This is a genomic window from Chryseobacterium endophyticum, from assembly GCF_056333165.1.
On sequence record NZ_JBWGXE010000002.1, the window covers coordinates 347,661 to 374,518 of the forward strand.

Here is a 26,858-nt window from a genome sequence, read left to right on the forward strand (position 1 = left end):
TGCGGTAGTTATTTAATAATGTTTGATTTCAATATCCAGCTGTCTTCCTTCTGCTTCCGCTTTTTTATCGAGTGAAGTGCCAACGCCGATTCCAATGGCCATCCCGATGGGCAAACCGATGCTGAGAAGTGCGATATTGCCGATCAGCAATCCGAAAGCAACCCCGATGGGCAGTCCGAAGGCTCCCATCCCCGCAGCCAGCCAGATATTCCTGTAGTAATTCCTGGGAACGATCTTATGGTCTTTTTCCAGTGTTTTTATGATGTGGTTTTGCTTTTCCTTCAGCATTTTGTGCAGATCTTTATCCCTTAAGGACGTTGAATTGATAGCTTCAGTCTCAAGGTTGATCTTCTGTAGGGTTTCCGGTGATATTTTCTTTTGCTCAAGCAGGTTCAGCAGATTTTGCAGCTGATGATACAGAGCATTGGTCTTGGTGTCGGTGAGAAGCTCGGGATTAAGATCTGGTTTAATGATTTGCATGTATTGTTCTTATTCTGTTTAGTTCTTAATGAAATGCAGTACTTTTTACAATTAATATTACCCCTGGATTACCAGTTTTTATCGATCATAAAGATCATCTGTGTCATGGCAACAGCCCCGAGAAGAAGCTCTCTTTTATTCACTTTATCGAATGTATCTTCTACTGAATGGTGATAGTCGAAGTACCTTTGGGTATCTACCACCAGTTCAGCTAATGGAATATCGAGCTTTTTTAAGGGAGAAATATCCTGAATGGCTTCGGTCTGGTCGAAATCATAGACACCGTAAGGCAGGAAATAGTTTTTCCATTCAAAGATCTGCCTTCTTCGCTGGGGCGACATATCGAGGGAGAAACCTCTTGGGGAATATCCTCCGGCATCGGTTCCGAGTGCAAAAACGTGCTTTTCGTCTTTTTTCTTTACATAGGCGACATACATTTCGCGGCCCTGTCCGCCATTTTCGCTGTTGGCATAAAGTACGACACGGATCGTATGATTATTGTCGATACCCAGTGATTTTATGGTTCTCAGCACTTCTATACACTGTACCACGCCGGTTCCGTCATCAATCGCCCCTTCACCAAAGTCCCATGAATCCAGCTGGGCACCGAGTACAATCACCTTGGAATCTTTCTTTCCCGGTATTTCCGCAATGATGTTGGGATTGGTTGTTTCCCCTTTTGATTCGGCGGTCATATTTATTTTAGCCGTTACTTTTTGCTTTTTGAGCAGCTGCCCGAGTTCATCCGCAGATTTTGCACCGATGGTCATGGCAGGGATCTTTACTTTGTCATCCGGTTCATAGTAGATCATTTTCGCATGTGGGGTGTCGTCATTTGCGGTGGTCAGTGAGCGGATGATTAAAGCTTTGGCTCCAGTTTTAGCAATAACGGAAGGGGAGATGAGTTTTGATTTAGCCGTAATAAGATAAGAATCGCTGGTATTGATGATTCTGGGATCCATAGGAAGATTCACGAATACGATTTTATCCTTCAACTGCCCCACAGACATGGTGTTAAGCTCTGAAGTGCTGTTGATGAGAACGATTTCACCGACCATATCTTTACCTTTTGTGCCTTCTGAGTTTCCGAAAGAGAGCATCCTGATATTTTTCCAATCGCCGTTTCCTGCTTTTATCTGCAATGATTCTTTTCCCCTGATCCATATCGGCGCTTTAGCTTCCTGTCTCCAGATCATTTCGATCCCGATTTCTTTCAGTTTTCTTTCGGCCCATTCTACGGCTTTCATGTAGCCTGGTGTCGCGCTGAAACGGGGCCCGATGCCTTTGGTGAGCTCTCCGAGATTGTTGTAGGCTGTTCCGTTCATCATGATCTCATCCGAGATTTTTTTAAACTCATCATGATAGTTGAGCTTTTGGGTGATGCCGGTTTTTCTGACCGGTTTTTTCAGCGGCTTTTTTTGAGAAAATAAAAATCCACCCAAAAAGAGTGGAATGATAATGAAGATCTTTTTCATTGATGATTTACCTTTCTTTTTCCATGCTAAAAGTAAGGAAAAATTGATTAGTTTACTGTTTCATGTCGTACATTAAAAGGGCCGTCACGAGTTTCGGCTCTATGAATGTACATTTTGGAGGCATGCTGAGCTTCAGATCGGAAATTTTAATCATATCATTAAAGCTTACCGGATAAATCCCGAATCCTGCTACAGCTTCACCGCTATCTACTTTCTCTTTAAGATCATTGATTCCTTCAAGATTTGAAGTTCCTTTTACATAGTCTATCTTTTCAGAGCTGTCGGGATCTTCAATTTTCAGGATATTTTTAAAGATGAATTTATCGAGAAGATGATGGTCGAGGTTATCCAGTGACATTTCCTGAGAACGAAGATCGTGTTTTACGTGAAGTGAGTAGAACTTTCCACCCAGGTACATCGAAATATGGAATTTCTGTGAAGGGAAATATGCTGTTTCTCCTTTTTCATGAATGAGGAAGTACTTTTCCAGCTCGCTCAGGAATTCTTCATTCGAAAGCCCGTTAAGATCGGTCACAATCCTGTTATAGTCATGAATTTTAATAGACTGGTTGGATACGATAAAGCTGTATACGAAATTGTAAAGTTCTGTTCCGTTATGTCTCTTATTTTTATCTTTCTGATGTTTGGCGTTAAGAGCGGTAGACCCGATCCTGTGGTGGCCGTCGGCAATGTAAAAAGCATCGATCTGGTCGATTACTTCTTTAAACTGCTGTAGTTTCAGGCGGTTGTCAATCCTCCAGATCTTGTGTCTGATTCCTTTGGTGTCTACATGATTGAAGATCGGAACATTTTTCTCTTCATGGTTCATCAGCAGCTCAATCTTGGAATTGGCAGGGTAGGTAAGCAGTACGGGTTCTGCCTGCAGGTTTACCTTTTCCAGATAATGGGCCAGTTTTTCCTTTTTCTGAGGAATGGTACTTTCGTGCCTTTTGATCTTTCCGTTCCAGAAATCCTCAATGCTGGCAAGCCCCAGAAGCCCTCTGAAAACCTGTTTGTTGGGATAGATCTGCTCATAAAGATAATACGCCGAATTGTCCTGAACGAGTTTGTTCTCATCCATTAATTCTTCAAACGTAGACCGGATTTTTCTTAAATTCCTATCAATATCTTTGGATTTACTGACAACATATGGCTTGATCATATTGATGTAAGTATCTTCAACTTGAGCTTTTTCCGCTATCTCTTCCTGTGTGAAATTATCCAGAGGATGAGTAGGGAAAGTACTCTCATAGTCTTTATGAGGTCTTATTCCGCGAAAAGGTTTAAAAACAGGCATATTTTATTTTATAGTTTCTTTTATCTTAATAATTTGGTCAGCAAGTTCTACTCCGATTTTCTCCTGGGCATCCACTGTATTTCCGCCTACGTGGGGCGACAGGGACAAAGCGGGATTCATGAGAAGCAGTACCTCCGGATTCGGTTCTCTTTCAAAAACATCCAGCGCGGCACCGGCTACTTTCCCGGACTCAATAAAATCGATCAGGGTAACTTCATTGATGACGCCGCCTCTTGCTGTATTTACGATATAGACTCCGTCTTTCATTTTTTCAAACTGAGGCGTGTCTATGATATATTCACTCGTTTTAGGGGTGTTGATGCTGATAAAGTCTGCTTCTTTAAGGAAAGCATCCATGTCATTGGTGGACGTAACCTCAAAATTAACCGACTGTCCGTCGAAAAATTCAAGGCTAAGAACTTTTGTCTGAGGTTTTCTGGTGAGAACAATGACTTTCATTCCCAGAGAAATTCCCATTTTTGCGACTTCCTGTCCGATACTTCCAAAACCGATCACACCCAAGGTTTTCCCTGAAAGCTCATACGCCTTGCTGAAAGATTTTTTCATCGCATTGAAGTGCGTTTCTCCTTCCAGAGGCATCAGCCTGTTGGATTCATGAAGGAATCTCGCCAACGAAAAGAAATGTCCGAAAACCAGCTCTGCAACAGATTTTGAGGATGCCGTCGGTGTATTGATGACATACAGACCTTTCTCAATGGCGTATTCCACGTCTATATTATCCATTCCGATACCTCCTCTCCCGACGATCTTCAGTCCCGGACAGGCATCGATGAGATCCTGTCTTACCTGGGTGGCGCTTCTTACGAGAAGAACATCGACTTTGTTGTCGTTGATAAAATTGATGACGTGATCCTGTGCGACTCTGTTGTCCAGCACTTCAATCCCGGCATCTTTCAATACCTGTTCGCCCGCTTTGGAAATACCGTCGTTAGCTAAAACTTTCATGGATTTTTTATTTAATTTAAAGATTAAAAAATTAAAGTATTTAAAAATTCTAAACAGGCTCGCAAATTAAGAAAATTTAAACAATGATGATAATCTTTTAATCTCCGTATTTTTTATATTCGATTTACTTTAATGATTTCATAACGTCTACCAGAACCTGAACACTCTCGATCGGTAAAGCATTGTAAAGGCTCGCTCTGTAACCGCCAAGGCTTCTGTGTCCGTTCAATCCACTGATTCCTGCCGCTTTCCAGGCGTTGTCGAACTCTTCTTTTCTGCTTTCATCGGTAATTTTGAAAGAAACATTCATTAAAGAACGGTCTTCCTTTACACAGAACGTTTCAAATAACGGGTTGCTGTCGATTTCGTCATACAGAAGTTTGGCTTTCGCTTCATTTCTGGCTTCAGCACCGGCGATTCCTCCATTATTTTCCAAATGCTGCAAGGTAAGCAGAGATGCATAAACAGGGAAAACCGGCGGCGTATTGTACATCGATTCTTTGGCAATATGTTGTGAATAATCCAGGATGGAGAACATATTTTCTCTTCCTGTTTTACCCAGGATTTCTTTTTTAATGACCACCAGAGTTACTCCCGCAGGTCCCATATTTTTCTGGGCTCCGGCGTAGATCAGATCAAATTTCGAAAAATCCAGCTGTCTCGAAAAAATATCAGAGCTCATGTCGCAAACCATTAAAGTATCCACTTCAGGGAAAGATTTCATCTGGGTTCCGTAAATAGTGTTGTTGGAAGTACAGTGGAAATAATCGTACTCAGCACCTACTTTATAATCTTTTGGAATAAAAGAATAGTTTTCTTCTTTTGAAGAACCTACAACGTCTACCGTTCCTACTTTTTTTGCTTCTTTAATCGCGCCGGCCGCCCAGGTTCCCGTATCCAGGTAAGCCGCTTTGCCGCCCACTTTCATCAGGTTGTACGGAACCATGGCAAACTGCAGGCTTGCACCGCCCCCCAAATATAAAACTTCGTAATCATCACCTAGGTTCATCAGTCTTTTTACAATGGCGCGGGCTTCATCCATGACGGCCACAAAATCTTTACTTCTGTGCGAAATTTCAAGAAGGGATAATCCGATTCCGTTAAAATCTAAAATGGCCTGCGCCGATTTTTCGAAAACTTCCTGAGGTAAGATGCATGGTCCAGCGCTAAAGTTGTGTTTTTTGCTCATATTTTTATTTTTTTGGTTGCTGTAAAAACTTCATTCTTACAGCTTCATTTATAGTTTGTTGATGAAAAATAAAGATTTAATATATAAAAAACCGCCTCATGATGTATGAGACGGCAGTTTTTTATTCTCCGTGTAAGAATGCTTTTTTATTAAGCAGTGCTTCCTCAGATTCTACGTGATCTTCATCCGGAACGCAGCAGTCTACCGGACATACGGCAGCACACTGAGGTTCTTCGTGGAAGCCTTTACACTCTGTACATTTGTCTGTTACAATGAAATAAACATCATCACTTACAGGCTCCTGTGGTGCATCGGCGTCTACCGTAAGGCCTGAGGTTAATGTTACAGTTCCTTTCAATTCGGTACCTTCTGAAGCTTTCCAGTCTACGGCTCCTTCATAAATTGCATTATTCGGGCATTCCGGTTCACAGGCTCCGCAGTTAATGCATTCATCAGTTATTTTAATAGCCATCGCTAATTTTTTTTAAATTTGCACAAAATTACGAAATATTCCCCAATTTTGCAGTACTTATGAATATTGAAAATCAAGTTTTAGGACTTATAGAGCTTAGCCGGTATATATCAGCTTTTTTAGCAAAGAAAAATGAAGATTATAATGAGAATGATGCTGAATTTGAGCTTCTGATCCGAAAGTCCGAAATTGAAAACCCGTGGTTTACTGTTGAAAATCAGAAATTCGCTTTAGGACAATGGGCAGACCTTCTTACGGAAGAACATATCAATAACTGGCTAAAAGCGTATACGATATCAAAAACAACCAAGAGAGTAGGACTTATCCTGGCGGGTAACATTCCTCTCGTAGGGTTCCATGATGTTATTTCCGTGGTGCTGAGCAATCATATTCCTGTTATTAAATTATCATCCAAAGACCGGTATATGGTTCCGTTTTTACTTAAAAAATGGAATGAATTTTCAGGAGGAAACGTACAGTTTGAATTCGTGGAAAGACTCGAGAATTTTGATGCGGTCATCGCTACAGGAAGTAATAACACCGCAAGATACCTTGAATATTACTTTAAGAATCATTTAAATATCATCAGAAAAAACAGGACCTCGGTAGCGGTTATCAAAGGGAATGAGACGAAAGAAGAACTGAAACTTCTGGCAGAAGATATTTTCAGGTATTTCGGACTGGGCTGCAGAAATGTTACAAGACTTTTTATTCCTCAGGATTTTTTGATCGACAGGCTGTTTGAAAGTTTCCTGGATTTTCAGGATATCATCAATCATAATAAGTACGCCAATAACTACGAATACAACAGGGCGGTTTATCTTTTAAACCAGGAAAAGTTCTGGGATAATAATTTTGTCATGATGAAAGAAGACGACAAGCTTTTCAGTCCGCTTTCCGTTATTAATTTCAGCAGGTATTCTTCGATGGATGAAGTGAAAAGTTTCATTGCTGAAAATGAAGAAAACATTCAGTGTATCGTGGCAAAAGAAGAACTCGGACTGGATTCCGTGGCATTTGGCGAGGCCCAAAACCCGGGATTGGATACGTATGCGGACAATGTTGATACCATGAAATTTTTATCGGTAATATAATTCTTCGTATCTTGCTGTCAACCAATCATGATTTATATGAAAAAAATACTTTTGATCTGTACCGTTTTTGCTTTTCACTGGGCGGTTTCCCAGCAAAGTAAAATTAAAGTAGTTGAGAGCAAGAAAATTCAGCTTACTTCCGAGCTTCCAAAGGATAAAATTGATTTTTATAATCAGTATTTCGTGAAGTTTGTCGATGCGTTAAAGGTTTCTGACAAAGAAAAAATCAAAACCCTGATTTCAGATAAGGTAAAAGATGTTGTCACCGACAATGTCATTGGGTATTTGTCCGGAGGAATCAGCTTCGACAGAAAACTGGAGGTGTACAAGTCCGGATATCAGAAACTGGACGAGAATGAAACGTACCCGGCGATCCAGTATAAATACGCTGATGACCGTCAGGAAGCACCGAGGGATATCATTACCGTAATTTTTGAGAATGACGGAAAAATCCTTGGGGTGAAACCTGATTACAGCAAATAAAATGATTTCCGGAAGTGAATAATTAAAATTTAAATAAAATAAATGAAAACTATGATGACAGATGTTTTGGTTGCGCAGTCCTCCGATGTTGAGAAGGCCAGCTTTTACAAAAAAGCTTATTTGCATGTTGCCCTGGCAATCCTTGCCTTTATTGGGGTAGAAACGGTATTGCTGCAAATCGTTCCCGATCAACTGATCTTTGCCATGTTTGCCCAAAGATACATCTGGTTACTGATTATCGGTGTGTTTTGGCTGGCGTCGATTTTGGCTACGAAATGGTCTCTTTCACTCGATAAATCAACACAGTATTTTGGTCTAGGTTTTTATGTTGTGCTGGAGGCGGTTATTTTTCTTCCTTTGATTAAAATAGCAACGCTGTACTCAGGGCCTCAGGTGATTTACCAGGCTGCCATGCTTACTATTGCCATGTTTGCAGGGATTTCTGCAATAGCATTTACTTCAAAAAGAGATTTTTCTTTCCTAAGAAATATTATTGTGATCGGAGGATTCATTTCTCTTGGATTGATCGTTGGCGGTATGCTCTTCGGTTTCAATCTCGGACTTTGGTTTTCCGTAGGGATGGTGATCCTGGCTTCTGCTACAATTCTGTACCAGACCAGTAAACTGAAGGATTCTTACAATACGAATCAGTATGTAGGTGCTTCTTTACAGTTGTTTGCTTCCATTATGCTTTTATTCTGGTATTTATTGAGCATCCTGATGAGCAGAAGAAGCTGATAAAAGTTATAAATGATAAGTTTTGAATTAGAATTTCAAAGCTTTTATGAACCCAAAAAATCCTGATGTTTTTGCATCGGGATTTATTTTTGGTTTGTTTAAACACATCTTAAACTATTTTTAGCTTAAATAACACTGTTTTAATTTGTGCTATTGGTTAAGAATATTCGTGATATCAGTGTTTACATCCTATTTGTCGATAGAGCCTAAAACCTTCTGGGCGAATGCATTTAAAGCATCTTTTTCACTCATTCCGTTTTGTACATTGGCATGAACTTCAAGCGCTCCGCAGATGTTGGTGATGAGTTCTCCGGCAACATTCATATCTTCTTCGGTAGTCCCTCTGAATTCTGTGAAGCTTTCCAGCACTTCCAGAGTTTTCTCAAGGTTTTCAGGTGTCTGATTCTGATAAAACTGTCTTATGATCGGTAACTTCATTATAATTCATTAAATAAATTAATTAAACTCTCGGCCTGGTTAGACTGTACCTGGTTCACAAGCTCACCGTTTCTGAAGATGGCAAAAGTCGGCAGGTTGTCTACCTTAGCCAGTTTTCTGCTTTCCGGCAATTTTTCTGCATCTACGTATAAGAAAGGAATGCTGTCGTTTTCAGAAGCCAGTTTCTTGAACTTCGGCTTCATGATTCTGCAGTTTCCGCACCATGTGGCACCGTATTGTACGACTACTTTTTCATTTTCGCTTACAATATTCTGAAGCGTATCTTCTGTTAATTCTGTGTACATATGTTTATTTTTTATAAAAAATAAACAATGTAACAATTTAAAAACTGCTTTAAAATTGTTACACTGTTAGATTGTTACATTGTTATATTAAAAATCTTAGTTTTTCGCTAAATACTCAGCGGTAGAATTTCTGTCGGCTTTCATCGCTTCTTTTCCTTCTTCCCAGTTGGCAGGGCAAACTTCACCATGTTTCTGAACGTGCGTATAAGCGTCGATTAATCTTAAATATTCTTTTACGTTTCTTCCCAAAGGCATATCGTTTACAGACTCGTGGAAAATTTTTCCGGTTTCGTCGATAAGATAAGTTGCTCTGTAGGTAACGTTTGAACCAGTGAAAACTTCTTCACCTTCGTCGTTGTATTCGAAATCCTGATCAACAATTCCTAAAAGATTGGCCAGTTGTCTGTGCGTGTCAGCCAAAAGCGGATAAGTCACTCCTTCAATACCGCCGTTATCTTTGGAAACATTAAGCCATGCGAAGTGTACCTCGTTGGTATCGCAAGAAGCACCGATTACTTTAGTGTTTCTCTTTTCAAATTCACCCAAAGCTTCCTGGAAAGCGTGAAGTTCTGTAGGGCAAACGAAAGTAAAATCTTTCGGATACCAGAATAAAAGTACTTTTTGTTGGTTTGCAGTGGCTTCTTCAAAGATGTTGATTCTAAGATCATCGCCCATTTCAGACATTGCGTCTACCGTTACATTCGGGAATTTTTTTCCTACTAAAGACATAATTTCTTGTTTTATATTTAAATTTTTCTGATGCAAATATAGAAATGATTTATCTATCAAACAAACGAATTTCGATAAATAAAATCTATTGTCAATTTAGCTTTCATTTAATAAAAAAAGCCCTGAATCAAGGGCCTTAAAGTTATATTTTATAACTAACTTTCAATACTTTGTCAAAGTTAAAATCTTTGACAAAGTTTAAAAGAGTACGATCCGCATAATGCAGGTTATAATTATCTGTTTTGTAAAAGTTTCTCAAGCTTCTCAATCATTTCATTTTTTTCCTTAAGGATACGCTCGTATAAAGATGCTTTTTCTTCGTTAAGTCTTTTAATTTCCTCTAATGTTTCCAGCCATTTTTCGACAGGATTGATATGAATTGTCGGATAATAGTTGTATCCGTTTGATTGATCATTAAATGTATTCGAAATAATGTTAATCGCCTGTTGCTCATCAAAATTCTGAAAAGCTTCCACCGGGATTTTTAAAACTTCCGATATTTTTTGCAGGAGAGATTCTTCCACCACATCTTTCTGTTCAAGCAGCGATATTTTCTTCTGGTTCCAATCTTCACCCAGATCGAAAGCCAAGGCTTCCTGCTTAATGCCGAGCATTTCCCTGAATCTTTTTACATTTCTTCCCTGATGCACTTTTTGTTCCATGACAGTGTTTTTATTGATTAGTAAAGGGTAAATTTAGAAAATATTGAGGGATTGGGCAATCACTTTGTCAAAGTTAAAATCTTTGACAAAGTTTTCGCATCAATTAAATTCCCCTCCCTTGCAGAAAAATTTCCGTTCAAAAAATCGGATTCAACATCTTCCTGCATCCGAAAACCTCCTGAAAACCCTTAAAACAGACCAAAGAAGTCCCCCGAAAGCTTCAAACAGTCTGCGTAAGACTTCCAGAGTCTTACGGAAGTCTCCTGCAAGTTGCGGGAAACCTCCGGAGAACTTCTTTGATTACAAACAACAGTGTCTGAAAGTTTCGTAATACTTCTTTGGTCTCAAACAATAGTGTTTGTACTTCATTGCAAATGAATTTCACTTCAGATATTGTTGTTGGTAATGAAAAAGAGAATGTTCAGGTTTATATTCTTATCAGGCAAATATTACAAAAAAAGCCCCTAAAAAGTTAGACACTTTTTAGGGGCAAGGCCAAATTTTATGGCTTTAAAGTTATTTAGTAACCAAAAATCTCTGTTAAGTTTAGTTTTTTCACTTCACCCAGTTTCTGCATATCTGCTTCGTTTACTTTATCCTGGGAAGCAACGACACAGTAGGTGTATTTTTTACCTTTCATTTCCTTGTCGTGGAAATTGTTGATGTCTGTAAAACTAAGCTTCGGAGCCTGTTCATACACCATTTTTCTGATGTCTGAATTATTTCCAAGCTTTTGTGCACGGAGATAGGTGAAGATAATACCGTCCTGGGTAATTCTTTCTGCAGCGATGTTCTTTTTCAATCCGCTTTTTGCCGTTTCGAATAGTTGATCAGACTTCGGAAGGGTAGTCAGCAGTTCGTTCATCGCTGTCGTAGATTCGTTGAATTTATCAGCCTGCGTTCCTACATAAGCCATGATCATATCCTTGTCTTCTTTTTTTGAAGGAAGGGAGAAATAGGAGTACGTAGAATAAGCCAGCGCTTTAGACTCCCGAATGGTCTGGAATACCACAGAGCCCATTCCGCCTCCGAAGTAATTGTTAAATAAATTGACCGTAGGCGTAATGCTTACATTATAAGGATCGCTGTTTCTTACCCAGAAAATCTCGGCCTGTACCATATCATAGTGGGCAAACAACACTTTATTGTTATCTGTAACCACCTGTGTGAACGTTTTGGATTTCGGCATCTGTTTCAACGTAGCTGGAACAGTGTGGATCGCCGCTAGGGAAGAAGAAACCTGGCTTGCAGACTTCGGACCGTAATGAAGGATCTTATGATTAAAATTAAATAAATTATGAAGCATGTTCACCAGGTCTTCTGCTTTTAATGCATCCAGTTCAGCGTCGCTTAATACATTGTTGAATGGATTCTGAGGACCATATTGCGCATAGCTTCTGAGACCGCTCATGATCGCTCCCTTATTCTGTTTTGCATTTGCTCTTGATTTTTTCAGTCTTGCTTTGTAAGAATCGAGGGCTTTCTGGTCAGGCTGGCAGTTTTTAATGAGATCTTCAAATAATGCAGCCGTTTTTTCGAAGTTTTCATTTAAACCTTCTATAGATACATACGTTTCTTCGTTTCCTGCACTTACATTGAAACTTGAGGCAAGCTTGTAAAACTCCTTGCTAATTTCCTCAGACGATTTGTTCTTTGTGCCCAGATATTCCAGGTATCCCGCAGCCAGAGGAAGCATTTTATTATTCCATTTTCCGGAATCGAAATAGTAATACAGTCTGAAAAGTTGATTGTCCGTATTTTTTACAGAAAGAACGTCTACCGATTTTAATTTGCCTTTTTCAATATCTTTTTCAAAATTAAGCCAAGCCGGTGAAATCGGTGCTTCCGGCATATCATCTACTTTTTTCAGGAACGGAGACTGGTCTTCTCTGTTTACTGAAACTGCTGTGATAGGCGGCTTGTCAACTTTTACGATGTTTTTGTCTTCGCCTTTTCTTTTGTAGACCACGACATAGTTGTTGTCTTTAAGATATCGGGAAGCAAAATCCATGATGTCTTTCTTGGTCAGCTTAGAGATTTCTTCGATGTATTCCAGCTGTGTTTTGTGGTCTACTTCAGAGGTGAATTCATCCATCAGAGATTCAGCCCTTGAGGTATATTTTTCGTACTTCTGGATTACGTTTTTCTTTTCATTGTTAATGATCGACTGCATAAGATCGTCAGAGAATTCTCCTTTTCTGAGCTTATCAATTTCCTGAAGCAACAGATTTTTCACGTCATCCAGAGACTGGCCTTCTGTTGGATTTCCCTGTAACAACAATGCTGAATAATCTTTCAGAACGTAAGGGAAAGCGTACGCACTCAGTAATTTCTGTTTTTTAACGAGATCAAGATCGATTAATCCTGCCTGTCCGTTGGTGAGCATACTTCCGATGAAATTCAACATCCTGGCGTCTTTTGTGGTAGCCCCCGGAAAACGGAACCCGATCATTACATTTTCAGGGTTCGGCCCGTAAACTTCTCTGGTGATCGGTGCCGTGATCGGTTTTTCCTGTCCCGGATTATACGCAGGAACAGGCTTATTTTTCATATAAGAAAACGCTTTGTCGATCTTAACAATCATCTCATCAGGATTAAAATCTCCCGACATGATGATCCCCATATTATTCGGAACGTAATAATTGTTGTAGTAGTCACGGATCGCTTTCAATGAAGGATTTTTCAAATGCTCGATCGTTCCGATAGTCGTTTGCTTCCCGTAGTTGTTGTTGGGGAACATGGCGGCAAACATCGCTTCAATCACTTTATTTCCGTCATTATCGAGACCGCGGTTTTTCTCTTCATAAACAGCCTCCAGCTCAGTATGGAAAAGCCTTAAGATAGGCTCTCTGAAACGCTCGGCCTGTACGGCAAGAAATTTATCCGTTACGTTCGCAGGGATGTCTTCCGTATAAACCGTCTGCTCATACGAAGTGAATGCATTGGTTCCGTCTGCACCCATGCTTGCCATCATTTTATCATATTCGTTGGCGATGGCATATTTTGCAGCTTCCCCGGAAACTTTATCGATTTCTTTATAAATTTCCTTTCTCTTGGCTTCGTCTTTCGTGGAATTATATTTTTCGTAAAGCGCATCGATCTGGTCTAAAAGAGGTTTTTCTTTTGCCCAGTCTTTAGATCCGAACTGATCTGTTCCTTTGAAAAGCATGTGCTCGAGATAGTGAGCCAGCCCTGTATGATCGGAAGGATCCGTTTTGCTTCCGGCTTTTGTCGCGATGAAAGTCTGTATTCTCGGATCTTTTTTGGTCGGACTTAAAATTACGGTAAGGCCGTTTTTCAAGGTGTAATATCTCGCAGCAGTAGGGTCGTTGGTGACATATTTATAGGTATAGCCGTTTGATTTTGCTTCCTTCCACTGGAAGTCCTGCCCGTAAGCATACCCGCAGTAGCTGGCCGCGGCAATGCTTGTTACAATAGTAATTCTCTTTAAAAAATTCATTTGTAGGAGTTTTTTAGTTTTTATTATAAAATGTTTATTAACTGAATTTTTCTAATGTATTTTTAATTCTCTTCATCGCTTCCTTAAGATCTTCCTCGGAAGCGGCATAAGAAAATCTGATACATTCCGGGCTTCCGAATGATACACCACCCACGCATCCGACATGGGCATTTTCAAGAAGGAACATCGCGAAGTCGTCAGAATCTTTAATTTCTGTTCCGTTCAGCGTTTTTCCTATGTAGAATGAGATGTCCGGAAAGAAGTAAAAAGCAGCTTTCGGCAGTACAACTTTGAATCCGGGTATTTCTTTCATTAAATCATAAACCAGATCTCTCCTTGTTTTAAAAGCGTCGATCATGTATTTATATTCCGACGGATCTGCCTGCAATGCAGTGATAGAAGCTCTTTGAGCCACTGTGTTGGCACCGCTGGTCATTTGTCCCTGAACTTTTTCGCACGCCTTGGCGAGCCATTCCGGACACGCGGAATAACCGATTCTCCAGCCTGTCATGGCAAAAGCTTTAGACATTCCGTTGATCACAGCTGTTTGCTCATAGACTTCCGGAAACTGGGCGATGGAGGTAGTTTTCGTTTCGTAATTGATGTATTCGTAGATCTCATCTGAAATCACCGTAACGTGCGGATATTTGGCGATAACTTTAGCCATGGATTTTAATTCATCATACGTATAATATCCTCCTGAAGGATTGCAGGGCGAACTGAATAAAATCGCTTTGGTTTTGTCGGTAATTGCTTCTTCCAACTGCTCGGCGGTAATTTTGAAATCGGTAACGTAAGACGTCGGAAGCATAACAGAATTTCCGCCCATCATTTTTACCATTTCATCATAGCTCACCCAGTAAGGATTGGGAAGGATCACTTCATCACCATCGTTAATAAGAGCTGCCAAAACGTTTATAATAGCCTGTTTGGCACCATTGGAAACGCAGATCTGGGAAGGTTTGTATTCTAAATGATTATCTCTTTTTAATTTGTGAACAATTGCTTCACGAAGTTCCAGAAAACCTGGAACAGGAGAGTAGTGACTGTAGTTCTGATTGATGGCATCGAAAGCGGCCTGCTTTATATTGTCAGGAACATCAAAATCAGGTTCACCTAAAGTAAGGCTTATAACATCTATTCCATTCGCTTTCATTTCTCTGGCCTTATTTGACATAACAAAAGTTTGTGAGTAACCAAGTCTTTTTACTCTGTCTGAAAGTTTCTCCATTTAATTATTGAATTTTAACAAATATATATAATTAAAAGTATTGGATGAAAAATTTAAAGATGATTATTGTACCAATGATTTTTCCGGATGGATGTTTATCACTAGTTTTGTAGTTATTAAACTTGAATTTAATTAATAAAAGCTATGTATAAATTATTGTTTCTCCTGATCGTATCCATCACTTCTGCACAGAATTACCGTTTTGTTTACGAATATAAAATGAAGCCGGACCTCTCAAAGAAGGACTCTGTGGTCACCGATTATATGAATCTCGACACCGACGGTAAAAAGTCGTATTTCTATAATGCGGTAAAATATGAGAGAGATTCTGCCTACGCAGCGAGTAAAAGCTATAAAGATCTTCTTACGGCTAAGTCCTACGATCAGAATCTGAGCTATATGGTAGAAAAAGACTATCGTGAAAAGACCATGAATTTTTATGATAAATTCAAAACCGTAAGCCTGCGTATCGCTGAAACGGAAATGCCAAAATGGAACATCGAAAAAGATGATGCGGAGATCAATGGAATACACTGCCAGAAAGCTACTTCAGTATACAAAGGCAGAACCTGGGAAGCCTGGTTCAGTAAAGACTATGCCGTAAGTGACGGCCCGTACAAGTTTACAGGACTTCCGGGACTTGTGGTTAAAATCAGAGATCTTGAAGATCAGCATGTTTTTAATTTAATTCAGATCAAAAAAATCAACTCTGTTTTTCCGTTTTTGCCGAAGTCGCCGAAGAAAGTGACCTTTGCCGAATATAAAAAAGCAATGGCCAATTTTTTCTTTACCATTCAAGACATAGAAGGCATGAACGTCAATAAGCAAGACGAAAAAATGGATATCCAGCTGAAGGACGGATTTATCCTCAAGGTCGGGACAGGAGAGCTGAAAAAAATGAAAAATATGGATGAAGAAATTGCCAGGCGATTAAAACGAAGCAATAATCTGATAGAAAGACAGTAACCCTTTCCCTGTAATATTTGCCGTGAGATTTGAATGGAGATGATAAAAAAACTTATTTTTGCCTCTTATAATATTTCACATGCCGACAACGTTACTACTAAAATACTTTCCGGATCTTACCGAAAAACAGGTTGAACAGTTCGAAAAACTAAAAGATCTGTACACCGAATGGAATGAAAAAATCAATGTAATTTCCAGAAAAGATATGGAATCGCTGTATGAAAAGCATGTTCTGCATTCTCTGGGAATCGCGAAAGTCATGGAATTTGCACCGGGCACCCGTGTTTTGGACATCGGAACAGGCGGTGGTTTTCCGGGAATTCCTCTCGCTATTTTATTTCCGGAAACAGAATTTACTTTGATTGATTCTATTGGAAAGAAAATAACGGTCGTGCAGGCAGTTGCTGAAGGAGTGGGATTACAAAACGTAACGGCTGTTCACGGAAGAGCGGAAAAGCTGAAGGAAAAATTTCATTTTGTGGTAAGCCGCGCGGTGACGCAAATGCCGGAGTTTCTCAGATGGCTGAAAGGTAAATTTGAAAAAGATCAGTTTAATTCCAAACATAATGGGATTCTTTATTTAAAAGGAGGTGATCTTGCAGAGGAGCTTGCCGGCTTAAAATGTGAAATATTTAATCTGAAAAGCTATTTCGATGAAGAGTTTTTCGATACCAAAAAAGTGGTTTATTTGTCAAAAGGGAATTTTAATTCTTAATTTAGCATTTACAGGGAACACTATTTGATGGAAAAAAATGGTAATAATCAAAATCTTGTAGTTATGAGAAATTTTTTCCATTTTGGTTTTTCTGCATTTTTTTTAGGATTATTTTTTATTTCATGTAATGACGATGACGACTATCAGACCATCGAATCGGTTGATAAAATAAAAATCGACAGCGTGAAGATCGTTAATGACACCATGGATGTGTTCAGTGTTCAAAGTATTAAGACTTATTCTACGTATCCTTCTCACTGTGAAGGTTTTTACGGGTACGATTATATTCGGAATAATAATTTAACGAGAACCGTTACCTCATACAAATATACGACGAGCGGACCTTGTACACAGGCGAGTTATGTTTCTGCCAACCAGATCAATTTCAGTCCGCAACAGGTCGGCACCTACACCTTTAAGTTCTGGAATGGCGGAAACAGCTGGATCACCAAAACAATTGTAGTTGAATAAATACATGAAATGGATTTTTATAGCCTTTTTTCTGATTTCCAATATATTATTTGGGCAAAAAATATACTGGGGCGAAAATGTGAAGTTAAATTGGAGTAACTTTAAAAGTAAAGTAAACAACCAACGCGGGGCAAATGTGGTGGCGTATACCAACTGCGGCTGGATTTACTCGTATGTAAAATCTTCCAACCCGAAAGCACCGGTGAAAATAGAAATCCAGACGGTTTTCAATGAAGATAAGTCGTGGAAAGATGTGAAAAGAATCAATGATTATGTTCTTCTCCATGAGCAAAAACATTTTGATGCGGCTGAAGTATATGCGAGGAAGTTAAGAAAAGAGATCTCAGAAAAAATCATAACTTCTTCAGATTTCGACAGATACTTTAAATCTCTGTACAACAGGATTCTTACGGAATATAAAGATTTCCAGAAAACATACGACGGAGAAACAAAAAACGGAATGCTGGAAGATAAACAGGCGGAATATAACCGTATTATTGCTGAAGAACTTGAAAAATATAAAAGCTATAAATAACCTTGAAATTTCTTAATAAAATCATTGACGAACTTCTCGGTCAGAATACTGATCTTTCTGGGTTTAACATCGTTTTACCCGGAAAGCGTCCCATCGTTTTTATCCGTGAAATCTTACAGGAAAGAAATTATTCAGGGTTTTTCCCTGATTTTTTTACGATCGAGGAATTGATTCACAAGATTACAGACAGGCAGGAAATTCAGGGCATCTCGCTGTGGCTATTTGCTTTTGATGTTTACAAAACCCTTAATCTTATTCCGAATGATGATTTTTCAGACTTTTTGAAGTGGTTTCCCACTTTACAGAAGGACTGGGATGATATGATGAAGTTTTCGGAGAATGACCAGGCCGTTCTGCATTATATGTTTGATGAAGAAAGAATTAAAGACTGGGCTCAGAATCTCGGGGAAGACGATGATGTTCCAAGGAAAAAGTTCCTTAACTTCTGGAAAAACATGAATATTTTTCTTCCCGTACTCAAGAAGAAACTTTCCGAAAAAGAATGGGCGACTTCCGGAATGATCCACGAAACAGCAAAGGTAAAGATTGATGAATTCTGTAAAAATACGGATGAAAAATTTGTATTTTGTGGATTTAATGCTTTTACACCGGTGGAAGAAAAACTCGTAAGAAGCCTGTTGCAATGGAATAAAGGACAGTGCTTTTTTCAGGCCGACCATTATTATTTTGATGATGAAAGACAGGAAGCCGGAAAATTCCTCAGAAACCATAAAACGTGGAAAGAATTTAATGACAGCCGTGTTTTTAACTGGATTGAGGACGACTTTAATCAGCCTAAAAATATAAAAGTCTATGAAGTTTCGGGAAATATCACCCAGACCAAAATATTGCCGGAAATTTTCAGTGAAATAGAAAATAAAACCTACTCAAATACGGCCGTTGTTTTACTCGATGAAAATTTACTGCCTGCGAGTCTTGATGTAATGTATGAAGTTCAGAACCTGAATATTACGATGGGTTTTCCACTGAAAAACCTTTCTTTTTCAAATGCGGTCAAACAGCTTTTTTACCTGCAGAAACAATTGGAAAAAAACAGGTCATCTTATTACTACCGGGATGTTTTTCCTATTCTCGAAGAGCTTCCGGAATCTCTCGAAGACGAGTTGATTATCAACAACTTCAAAGCTAAAATTGAAGAAAGGAATATTGTATATATTTCCGGAAAGCTGATGAATGAGCTTTTATCAGATCTTTCCTATTTTAATTTACTTCAAAAAGCAGGTTCTACGAACGACTATCTCGATGATCTGATTGCGTTTTGCAATAAACTGAAATGGCTGGATATTGATGATATTCAATATGAAAATGTTTCCCATTTCGAGAATGCCTTCAGAATCATCAGGAATCAGCTTTCTCCTTATCAGTTTGAGATTAAGATGGAAACACTTGAACTTCTCATCAATCAGCATATTAATTCGGAAAGCATCGATTTTCAGGGTGAACCATTGAGAGGTCTGCAGATCATGGGGCTTCTGGAAACACGTCTCCTTAATTTTGAAAATGTCATTATGCTTTCGGTAAATGAAGGTAAGCTTCCCCTGGGAAATTCACAGAATACGTATATCCCTTTTGATGTAAGAAAGTTTTTTGATCTTCATACTTTTTTGGAAAACGACAGCATCTATGCCTACCATTTTTATAGGCTGATCCAGGATTCAAAGAATGTCCATTTATTGTTTAATGCATTAAGCTCCGGTGTCAATACAGGAGAAAAGAGCCGGTTTATAACCCAGATCGAGATGGAAAGTTCTCACCCGATTGAACATCTTGTTATCGAGAATTCCTCCGAACCGATTATCACTGAACCTATCGAAATCAAAAAAACAGAAATTGTTCGGCAGAGACTTGAAAAATGGAAATCAAAAGTATCTGCGTCACACCTTACAAGTTATCTGTATAATCCCATTGATTTTTATCTTTCCAAGATTTTAAATACATCAGAAACAGACGAGATAGAAGAAGAACTTTCCGTAAAAAATTATGGAAACCTGGTGCATTATTCACTTCAAGAAGTATACGAATCTTTAAAAGGTAAGGTTTTAAAATATAGCGATTTAAATGAATCAATTAAAGCCATAGATCAATATATAGAAATAGCCATTGAAAAACTGAAACACCAGCCTGAATTCTATGATAAAGGAATGAATTTCATCCATAAAGCGATTGCTAAAAAAGTGATTGAAAGCATTCTAACCCATGATCTGGAACTGGTAAAAAATGGCAATACCTTAGAAATTATCGATATCGAAAAGCGCTTCGAAAATGTTGATTTTTATTTGAATGAAAAGGATAAAATTTCTTTTTTTGGATTTATCGACAGAATTGACCGGTTGAACGGAACGTTGAGAATTATTGATTACAAAACTGCAAAGATCAAAAACCTGACGGTGAAAATAGAGGAAGATAAAATTGAAGAGTATTTCCATAACAGTGACAGAAAGCAGGCCTTGCAGCTTTGCATCTATCAGTATGTGGTGGAAAATCTCCCTGAGTTTTGGGGAATGCCGGTAGAAACAGGAATCTGGAGCTTTGCCGAAGCCAGAAGAGGGGTCGTTTCTTTACAGTTTGAAAAGGGGGATATCGAGGTGGCGATGAAATCCGTTAAGAGTTTAATCGAAGAGATATTAAATCCTGATATTAATTTTGTGGAAGAAATCAAAGCCTTTTCGAATTAGAAAAAATAAAGGTGACCGCTTTCAAACAGTCACCTTTTCTTTTGGATTATTTAATATCTAAATCTTTCTTTAAAAAGCATTAATCCCGGTAATGTCCAGTCCGGTGATCAATAAATGAACATCATGTGTTCCTTCATACGTGATAACGGATTCAAGATTGGCGGCATGCCTCATCATCGGGAATTCCCCCATAATACCCATACCTCCTAAGATCTGACGAGATTCTCTGGCAATGTCGATGGCCATTTTTACATTATTTCTTTTAGCCATTGAAATCTGTGCCGGTGTTGCTTTGTGTTCATTTTTAAGATGGCCCAACTGTAAGCAAAGTAACTGTGCTTTAGTGATTTCCGTTAAAAATTCCGCTAATTTTTTTTGCTGCAGCTGGTAAGAGCCGATCGGCTTCCCAAATTGCTTTCTTTCCTTGGAGTACTGAACTGCAGTACAATAGCAGTCAATGGCAGCACCAATGACGCCCCATGAAATGCCGTATCTGGCTGAATTTAAACAAGACAATGGTCCTTTTAATCCTGTAACACCCGGAAGCAAATTTTCTTTGGGAACCTTTACATCGTTGAATACCAGTTCACCTGTTTTCGATGCTCTTAAACTCCATTTATTATGCGTCTCAGGGGTGGTAAATCCTTCCATTCCTCTTTCCACGATCAGTCCCTGAACTTTACCTTCTTCATTTTTAGCCCAGACTACCGCAATGTCGCAAAGTGGCGAATTGGTGATCCACATTTTGGCGCCATTCAACAGATAATGATCTCCCATGTCTTTGAAATTGGTTTCCATAGAGCTTGGATCCGACCCGTGATTAGGCTCAGTAAGTCCGAAAGAGCCGATCATTTCTCCGGTGGCCAGTTTTGGTAAATATTTTCTTTTCTGTTCTTCAGAACCAAATTCATTAATCGGAAACATGACCAGAGAACTTTGTACGGAAGCAGCAGAACGTACGGCAGAATCACCTCTTTCAAGCTCCTGCATGATTAAGCCGTAAGAAATCTGATCCAGCCCGGAACCTCCGTATTCAACGGGGATGTAAGGGCCGAGAGCACCGATTTGTCCCAGTTCTTTCATTAAATTGGGAATATCGGTGTGGTTTTGTGCAGCATGATCTATCTGTGGCATAACAAAACTCTCTACCCAGTCTCTTACAGACTGACGGATAAGCTTATGTTCTTCGGTAAGTAAGGAATCAATCCCGTAATAATCGGGAATGCTTGTAAGGGAATAATATGACATTACATTTTAATTTTCCTAAAAATAAGACTTTTAACTATTTCAGAGAAATTTTTTTTGAATGTCGTTTATTGATTGACTTTTAAGGCATTAACCCGTAATTGCAATCGCTTAAGAATAAAATCATCTTCCTTCTTCTTCGTTGGAAATAGGGTACTGGCTGGTAGGATTATAAATTCTGTTTTTAAACTTGTACAGGTACGGAGCTTTATTGGCCGAACCGTCGTAAAGTTTTTCAAGCCTTTCCAGAATATTTAAGCTAAGTATTTTACGCTGAAAATTATTTCTCCTGAATTTTTCTCCCAGAATCGTTTCGTAAAGACACTGAAGATCTTTCATCGTAAATTTTTCAGGAAGAAGATTACTCGCAGCAACTTCCGTATTGATATTCATTCTTAAATATTCAAGGCCGGTTTCGATAATCCTGTCGTGATCGAAAGCCATATTGGGTAAATTGTTGACTTCTACCCATTCGCATGTTTCATTAAAAGCATCAGGAAACGTATTGGCAATTGAAAAATCGATGAGACTGCAATATCCTACAGTAATGAATCTCTGGAAGATCCAGTGGTCTTTGGGAACTTCAATACCTTTGTTTTCCAGTAAAATCTGATGAATATTATTCTCTGTTCTGTCGATTCTCCCGAATGTATGGAATTGCTTGAGGAAAATGTCCTTCAGATGGGTTCTTTCGTATAAAACACGTGCAGCAGCTTCGCGCAGATCTTCATCGTTGAATACGAAACCTCCCGGAAGCGCCCACAAGTTCAGGTCGTGGTACTTCAAAAGCAAAACTTTCAGGATGTTATCATGAAAACCAAATATCGTGCAGTCAACCGAGACATGTGCTACAAAATCTTTTGTATCAATGAGTTCCTGAAGTGTTTCCTTGTTTTTTTCGGTATTGATTTTCATGGCAGTAAAAATAAAATTATTTTCTAAATTTTTTCATCTGTAAATCTAAAATAAATTAAACTGATTATAAATATCACAATTACAGCACATAAAATGTAAATCGCATAAAGACTTAACAGCTGATTACCAAACAAGCCGGCCATAATAATTGAACTTACCGAACTGCCCAGAGAGGAAAATATGACAATGAGCGAGGTAAAAAGATTGGCTTTTGACTTATCAATTTTAGCAATCATTTTTGAATTGACAACAGGGTAGAGGGGCGACAAAAATAATCCGATTACAGGAAATAAGAACAGCAGGGCTTTTGAGTCATCCGTGTCTAAAAACTGAATCCCGATAATGATCATCAGCACTACCAAAATCATTGAGATGCATGCCATGTAATACTTCGACAATGAAAACCGGTGAATAATGTTTGCCGTAATCGTTCTCCCGACATAAGAAAACAGGGCAAGGAATGACGAGGCCTGTAAAGCAAAAAAAGAATTTACCTTTAAATGTTTTTTGTAAAAGGATGGAAGCCAGGAGTTAAAACTCTGCTCAAGAAAAACAATTGAAAAAATAATACCCAAAAAAATCAATAGTGACGGATTAAGTAGTGTTGAAAGGTCTTTCAGCAGATTTTCTTCTTTTATCTTCTCCGGTTCTGCGATGGGAAGTTTTACAAATAAAAATATGGCAACAGCCGACAATACGGAGACAGCTAAAAAACCGAACTTCCAGAACTCGGAAAACCGGCTCGAGATCAGCCATCCGAAGCCTGTATTTACGACAAAAATCCCTATCATAAAAGAAGCTTCTACGCTGTTCATTGTTTTTGCCAATGATTTCTCATCTGAAATATTATTCCTGATAATTCCGAACACACATATTTTTCCGATGGCGAAACAGGTTCCTATAATGGCAAACCATAGTTTATAAAACCAGAAAACCTCTGCAAAAGGTAAAATCAGTGAACAAACCCCAACAACTGTTAAAGCGAGAATCAATGATTTTTTTGTTCCCAGCCTGCTAATAAAATTGACGGCAAAAAGAGAAATAAAAGCAATGGGAAGATCTTTGAATGACTCCAGAAATCCGAGCTTCTCATAGGTCACTTTTGCCTCTGAAAGCTGAAGGATAACGATGCCCATGCAATTGAGGACAATTGAAAAAATAAGAAAAGTCAGCTTCAGAGGAAGTGAAATTTTGGAAACGTCGGTTGTCATTTTGGGAGCTCTTATCATTAAATTTTATGAAAAATTAGCGCTTTTAAAGATAAAAATTATGCCTTTAAACCCCCAAAAATAAACGAAAAATTAAAATAATTATTAATAAAATGTTAAATAAAAGAAAAAAAATATATTTTTATTGTCTCAATTTGAGAATTAAAAAACTAACTGTATATGAATGTAAGAATATCTAGAAGTTTGGGTATGGTTGCAGTGCTCTATTTCACTGCCAATTTCAATGCCCAGGACACAAAGAAAGACACCCTCCCGAAAGAGCAGAAAATCGAGGAAGTGGTAATGATCGGCTACGGTACTCAGAAGAAGAGTAATGTTACCGGAGCAATATCCAGTATTAAAGCAAGTGATATTGAAGCTATACCTGCCGGAAAACCGGAGCAGGTTCTTCAGGGTAGAGCTGCCGGAGTCAATGTTATTTCGAATTCGGGACAACCTGGATCAAACGCAACTATTAGGGTAAGAGGTGTTACCAGTTATTCTTCAAACAACGATCCTCTTTGGGTAGTTGATGGTATTGTAGTTGACGGTATCGGATGGTTAAGCCAAAGTGATATTGAAAGTATTGAAGTATTGAAAGATGGTGCCTCATCTGCTATTTATGGAGTTTCTGCAGCCAGAGGAGTTATTTTGGTAACGACTAAAAAAGGTAAAAAAGGAAAACTTACTTTATCTTACAATGGTTTCTTCGGGGTAAGCAATGCCGCAAGAAAACTTGATCTTCTGAATGCTACGGAATATGCTACCGTTATCAATGAAGGTTTTGCAAATGACGGACAAGCTGTAAGATTCCAAAATCCAGCATCTTTTGGAAAAGGAACCGATTGGCAGAACGAAATTTTCGGAACTGGTGAAAGGCAGAACCACGAGGTCAGTATCCAGGGTGGAAACGAAAAATCGACTTATTTTGCTTCATTTGGATATTACGATCAGACCGGTATCATAATGAGCGATATTTCTTATTATAAAAGATTAACGGGACGTTTAAACTCAACCCATAAAGTAACTGACTGGCTGACTGTGGGACAAACATTTGCATATACCAATCAAAAAAACCAGGGGATTAATGCTAACGGTGAATTTGGTGGTCCGTTAAGTTCAGCAGTGAATTTGGATCCCATCACTCCTGTTGTCGTAACAGATTGGTCACAGGTAAATCCTGCCATATATAACAACGACCATATTGTAAGAGATGAAAACGGAAATCCTTACGGTATTTCACCGTATGTAAACCAGGAAATGTCTAATCCAAGAGCATTTAGATATACACAATTAGGCAACAAGAACTGGTCAGACGATTTTATTGCTAATGTTTTTGCAGAAGTGAAATTTTTAAACCATTTTACATTTAAATCTTCACTAAACGGTAAAAAAGCATATTGGGGAAACCAAAATTTTACTCCACTTTTCTATCTAAGTTCTACATACAGCAATTTACTTCTAAACAGTTTAACCCGTACTACCCAAACTAAATTTGAATGGAGTTTTGAAAACACGGTGAATTACCAAAATAAATTTGGAGAACACAATTTTAATGTGCTTTTGGGAACAGGTTATTATGATTATAACATCGGATATGGGCAAAGCGTCACCCATAAAGGTCTCCCGATTAGTAGTTATGAAGATGCTTCCTTCAACTTTGATGTTCCTTTGGCAAACCAGACTTCTGCGGCATGGGATAATCAGGAATGGAACAAAGCTTCTTATTTCGGACGATTAATTTATGATTTTAAAAATAAGTATCTATTTACTGGTACATTAAGATATGATGGTTCTTCGTTGTTTGGAGCAAATCATCATTGGGGTGTATTCCCCTCATTCTCTTTAGGATGGAATGTGGATAAAGAAAACTTCTGGCCGGAAAATAATGTTGTAAATAGTTTAAAATTCCGTGGAGGTTATGGTACTTTAGGTAATGATGGTATCGACGCTTATAAATTTTCAAAATTCTATGTTTCCGGAGCCAACTATACGAGTGGATCGGGGGGTGTATTAATCGGATATCTGCAAAATGGTCTTGAAAATAAAGATTTGAAATGGGAAACAACCACACAAACCAATATTGCCGCAGATTTACGACTTTTCAAAAATTTCACTTTAACAGTGGATGTTTATGATAAAAAAACTTCAGATATTCTACGACCTGTTCAGATTCCAGGTTATGTAGGAGTAACCGGATCTTATATAGCCAATATCGGAGACATGAGTAATAAAGGGGTTGAAGTGGAATTAGGTTACAAAAAAAACTGGAATGATTTCACGGTTTCTGTAAACACTAATTTTGCTTACAATAAAAACGAAGTTTTATCACTTGAGCAGGGAACAAATTATCTGGATGGGGCAGGTTTCCAATCTATGGGACCAATACAAAGGATTGTGGTAGGTGATTCTTATAACTCTTTTTATGGCTTTAAAACTTTGGGTGTTTTCCAAAATCAGGCGCAGATTAATGCTTATGTAAATTCCAAAGGACAACTGCTTCAAACGGATGCTAAGCCAGGGGATTTTATATGGGCTGATTCCAATGGCGACGGTGTAATCAATGATTTGGATAAAGTAAATTTGGGAAGTTCGATTCCTAAATATAATTTCGGAGCTACTTTAAATCTAAGCTATAAAAACTGGGATTTTATGGTATTCGGACAGGGTGCCGGAGGAAACAAAATCTTTCAGGGTTTAAGAAGATTGGATATGCTAGATGCTAATTATCAAACAAAAATCTTAGACAGATGGACGGGTGAAGGTTCTACTAATGAAAATCCGAGGTTGACACGAGCAGATGCAAACAAAAATTATTCAAGACTATCTGATTGGTATCTTCAAAAAGGAGACTACTTTAGAATAAAATTAATTCAGTTGGGCTATACGCTTCCGCAAAATGTTACACAAAACTTTGGAGTTAACAAACTACGCTTTTATGTAACTGCAGAGAACCTAGTTACTTTCACAAAATACACAGGGTATGACCCGGAAATTGCGGCAGGTGATTCTTTTGGAATAGACAGAGCATTTTATCCGCAGGCAAGAACTTTTATGTTGGGAGCTAATATAACTTTCTAATTTTTAG

The 26,858-nt window shown here is 38.5% G+C and carries 24 protein-coding genes; 9 read left to right on the plus strand and 15 right to left on the minus strand.

Going from position 1 to position 26,858, the window contains the following annotated elements:
- Window positions 1-12: 12 nt before the first annotated feature.
- From AC0N32_RS05945 to AC0N32_RS05970, 6 genes are all read right to left on the minus strand, one after another.
- The gene (locus AC0N32_RS05945) at window positions 13-480 is read right to left on the minus strand and encodes a hypothetical protein (protein WP_476392944.1); all 468 of its coding nucleotides are present in this window, start codon (window positions 478-480) and stop codon (window positions 13-15) included.
- Window positions 481-548: 68 nt separating this feature from the next.
- Entirely contained in the window at window positions 549-1,955 is a 1,407-nt protein-coding gene (locus AC0N32_RS05950) for a M28 family peptidase (RefSeq protein ID WP_476392945.1), read from the minus strand.
- A 52-nt stretch (window positions 1,956-2,007) separates the two neighbouring features.
- Window positions 2,008-3,252: a DUF1015 domain-containing protein gene (locus AC0N32_RS05955; protein ID WP_476392946.1), complete on the minus strand. Its 1,245-nt coding sequence runs from the start codon at window positions 3,250-3,252 to the stop codon at window positions 2,008-2,010.
- Window positions 3,253-3,255: 3 nt separating this feature from the next.
- Entirely contained in the window at window positions 3,256-4,218 is a 963-nt protein-coding gene (locus tag AC0N32_RS05960; protein WP_476392947.1) for a D-2-hydroxyacid dehydrogenase, read from the minus strand.
- A gap of 124 nt (window positions 4,219-4,342) precedes the next feature.
- A complete protein-coding gene (gene serC, locus AC0N32_RS05965) occupies window positions 4,343-5,407 on the minus strand; it encodes a 3-phosphoserine/phosphohydroxythreonine transaminase (protein ID WP_476392948.1) in 1,065 nt (354 codons plus the stop codon).
- Window positions 5,408-5,528: 121 nt separating this feature from the next.
- The gene (locus AC0N32_RS05970) at window positions 5,529-5,879 is read right to left on the minus strand and encodes a 4Fe-4S binding protein (protein ID WP_029292947.1); all 351 of its coding nucleotides are present in this window, start codon (window positions 5,877-5,879) and stop codon (window positions 5,529-5,531) included.
- Between the two features lie 59 nt (window positions 5,880-5,938).
- On the opposite strand from AC0N32_RS05970, the gene AC0N32_RS05975 reads away from it, so the two are divergent.
- From AC0N32_RS05975 to AC0N32_RS05985, 3 genes are read left to right on the plus strand one after another with little or no spacing between them, the layout of a single operon-like run.
- Complete coding sequence (locus AC0N32_RS05975; protein ID WP_476392949.1) at window positions 5,939-6,973, plus strand: acyl-CoA reductase; 1,035 nt, start codon at window positions 5,939-5,941, stop codon at window positions 6,971-6,973.
- Window positions 6,974-7,009: 36 nt separating this feature from the next.
- Complete coding sequence (locus AC0N32_RS05980; RefSeq protein WP_476392950.1) at window positions 7,010-7,456, plus strand: peptidylprolyl isomerase; 447 nt, start codon at window positions 7,010-7,012, stop codon at window positions 7,454-7,456.
- A gap of 51 nt (window positions 7,457-7,507) precedes the next feature.
- The gene (locus tag AC0N32_RS05985; RefSeq protein ID WP_476393341.1) at window positions 7,508-8,194 is read left to right on the plus strand and encodes a Bax inhibitor-1/YccA family protein; all 687 of its coding nucleotides are present in this window, start codon (window positions 7,508-7,510) and stop codon (window positions 8,192-8,194) included.
- A gap of 189 nt (window positions 8,195-8,383) precedes the next feature.
- Here the strand turns inward: AC0N32_RS05985 and AC0N32_RS05990 are convergent, their stop codons facing one another.
- The 6 genes from AC0N32_RS05990 to AC0N32_RS06015 all read right to left on the minus strand — a co-directional run bounded on the left by AC0N32_RS05990 (window position 8,384) and on the right by AC0N32_RS06015 (window position 15,019).
- A complete protein-coding gene (locus AC0N32_RS05990) occupies window positions 8,384-8,632 on the minus strand; it encodes a DUF6952 family protein (RefSeq protein WP_476392951.1) in 249 nt (82 codons plus the stop codon).
- Window positions 8,632-8,937, minus strand: coding sequence for a thioredoxin family protein (locus tag AC0N32_RS05995; protein ID WP_146939300.1), 306 nt, complete (start codon window positions 8,935-8,937; stop codon window positions 8,632-8,634). Before AC0N32_RS05995 ends, AC0N32_RS05990 begins: the two co-directional genes overlap by 1 nt.
- A gap of 96 nt (window positions 8,938-9,033) precedes the next feature.
- Window positions 9,034-9,666: a peroxiredoxin gene (locus AC0N32_RS06000; protein ID WP_476392952.1), complete on the minus strand. Its 633-nt coding sequence runs from the start codon at window positions 9,664-9,666 to the stop codon at window positions 9,034-9,036.
- A 233-nt stretch (window positions 9,667-9,899) separates the two neighbouring features.
- The gene (locus AC0N32_RS06005; protein WP_476392953.1) at window positions 9,900-10,328 is read right to left on the minus strand and encodes a helix-turn-helix domain-containing protein; all 429 of its coding nucleotides are present in this window, start codon (window positions 10,326-10,328) and stop codon (window positions 9,900-9,902) included.
- Window positions 10,329-10,848: 520 nt separating this feature from the next.
- Window positions 10,849-13,788, minus strand: a complete 2,940-nt coding sequence (locus AC0N32_RS06010; RefSeq protein WP_476392954.1) for a M16 family metallopeptidase — start codon at window positions 13,786-13,788, stop codon at window positions 10,849-10,851.
- A gap of 37 nt (window positions 13,789-13,825) precedes the next feature.
- The gene (locus AC0N32_RS06015) at window positions 13,826-15,019 is read right to left on the minus strand and encodes a pyridoxal phosphate-dependent aminotransferase (protein WP_476392955.1); all 1,194 of its coding nucleotides are present in this window, start codon (window positions 15,017-15,019) and stop codon (window positions 13,826-13,828) included.
- A 144-nt stretch (window positions 15,020-15,163) separates the two neighbouring features.
- Here AC0N32_RS06015 and AC0N32_RS06020 point away from each other — a divergent pair, with 144 nt between their 5' ends.
- The 5 genes from AC0N32_RS06020 to AC0N32_RS06040 all read left to right on the plus strand — a co-directional run bounded on the left by AC0N32_RS06020 (window position 15,164) and on the right by AC0N32_RS06040 (window position 20,402).
- A complete protein-coding gene (locus AC0N32_RS06020) occupies window positions 15,164-15,985 on the plus strand; it encodes a GLPGLI family protein (protein ID WP_476392956.1) in 822 nt (273 codons plus the stop codon).
- 79 nt (window positions 15,986-16,064) lie between these two features.
- On the plus strand, window positions 16,065-16,700 hold the full coding sequence (gene rsmG / locus AC0N32_RS06025) for a 16S rRNA (guanine(527)-N(7))-methyltransferase RsmG (protein WP_476392957.1): 636 nt from the start codon (window positions 16,065-16,067) through the stop codon (window positions 16,698-16,700).
- 63 nt (window positions 16,701-16,763) lie between these two features.
- A complete protein-coding gene (locus AC0N32_RS06030) occupies window positions 16,764-17,171 on the plus strand; it encodes a hypothetical protein (RefSeq protein ID WP_476392958.1) in 408 nt (135 codons plus the stop codon).
- Window positions 17,172-17,175: 4 nt separating this feature from the next.
- Complete coding sequence (locus AC0N32_RS06035; protein WP_476392959.1) at window positions 17,176-17,706, plus strand: DUF922 domain-containing protein; 531 nt, start codon at window positions 17,176-17,178, stop codon at window positions 17,704-17,706.
- Window positions 17,707-17,708: 2 nt separating this feature from the next.
- Window positions 17,709-20,402 carry a PD-(D/E)XK nuclease family protein gene (locus AC0N32_RS06040; protein WP_476392960.1) on the plus strand — a complete coding sequence of 898 codons (2,694 nt, stop codon included), beginning with the start codon at window positions 17,709-17,711 and terminating at the stop codon, window positions 20,400-20,402.
- 69 nt (window positions 20,403-20,471) lie between these two features.
- On the opposite strand, the gene AC0N32_RS06045 is transcribed toward AC0N32_RS06040, so the two are convergent.
- The 3 genes from AC0N32_RS06045 to AC0N32_RS06055 all read right to left on the minus strand — a co-directional run bounded on the left by AC0N32_RS06045 (window position 20,472) and on the right by AC0N32_RS06055 (window position 23,791).
- Window positions 20,472-21,650: an acyl-CoA dehydrogenase family protein gene (locus tag AC0N32_RS06045; RefSeq protein ID WP_476392961.1), complete on the minus strand. Its 1,179-nt coding sequence runs from the start codon at window positions 21,648-21,650 to the stop codon at window positions 20,472-20,474.
- Between the two features lie 120 nt (window positions 21,651-21,770).
- Window positions 21,771-22,562 carry an NUDIX hydrolase gene (locus tag AC0N32_RS06050; protein ID WP_476392962.1) on the minus strand — a complete coding sequence of 264 codons (792 nt, stop codon included), beginning with the start codon at window positions 22,560-22,562 and terminating at the stop codon, window positions 21,771-21,773.
- A 23-nt stretch (window positions 22,563-22,585) separates the two neighbouring features.
- A complete protein-coding gene (locus tag AC0N32_RS06055; RefSeq protein WP_476392963.1) occupies window positions 22,586-23,791 on the minus strand; it encodes an MFS transporter in 1,206 nt (401 codons plus the stop codon).
- Window positions 23,792-23,950: 159 nt separating this feature from the next.
- Between AC0N32_RS06055 and AC0N32_RS06060 the strand changes: the two genes are divergently transcribed.
- On the plus strand, window positions 23,951-26,851 hold the full coding sequence (locus AC0N32_RS06060; RefSeq protein WP_476392964.1) for a SusC/RagA family TonB-linked outer membrane protein: 2,901 nt from the start codon (window positions 23,951-23,953) through the stop codon (window positions 26,849-26,851).
- The last annotated feature ends 7 nt before the right edge of the window (window positions 26,852-26,858 follow it).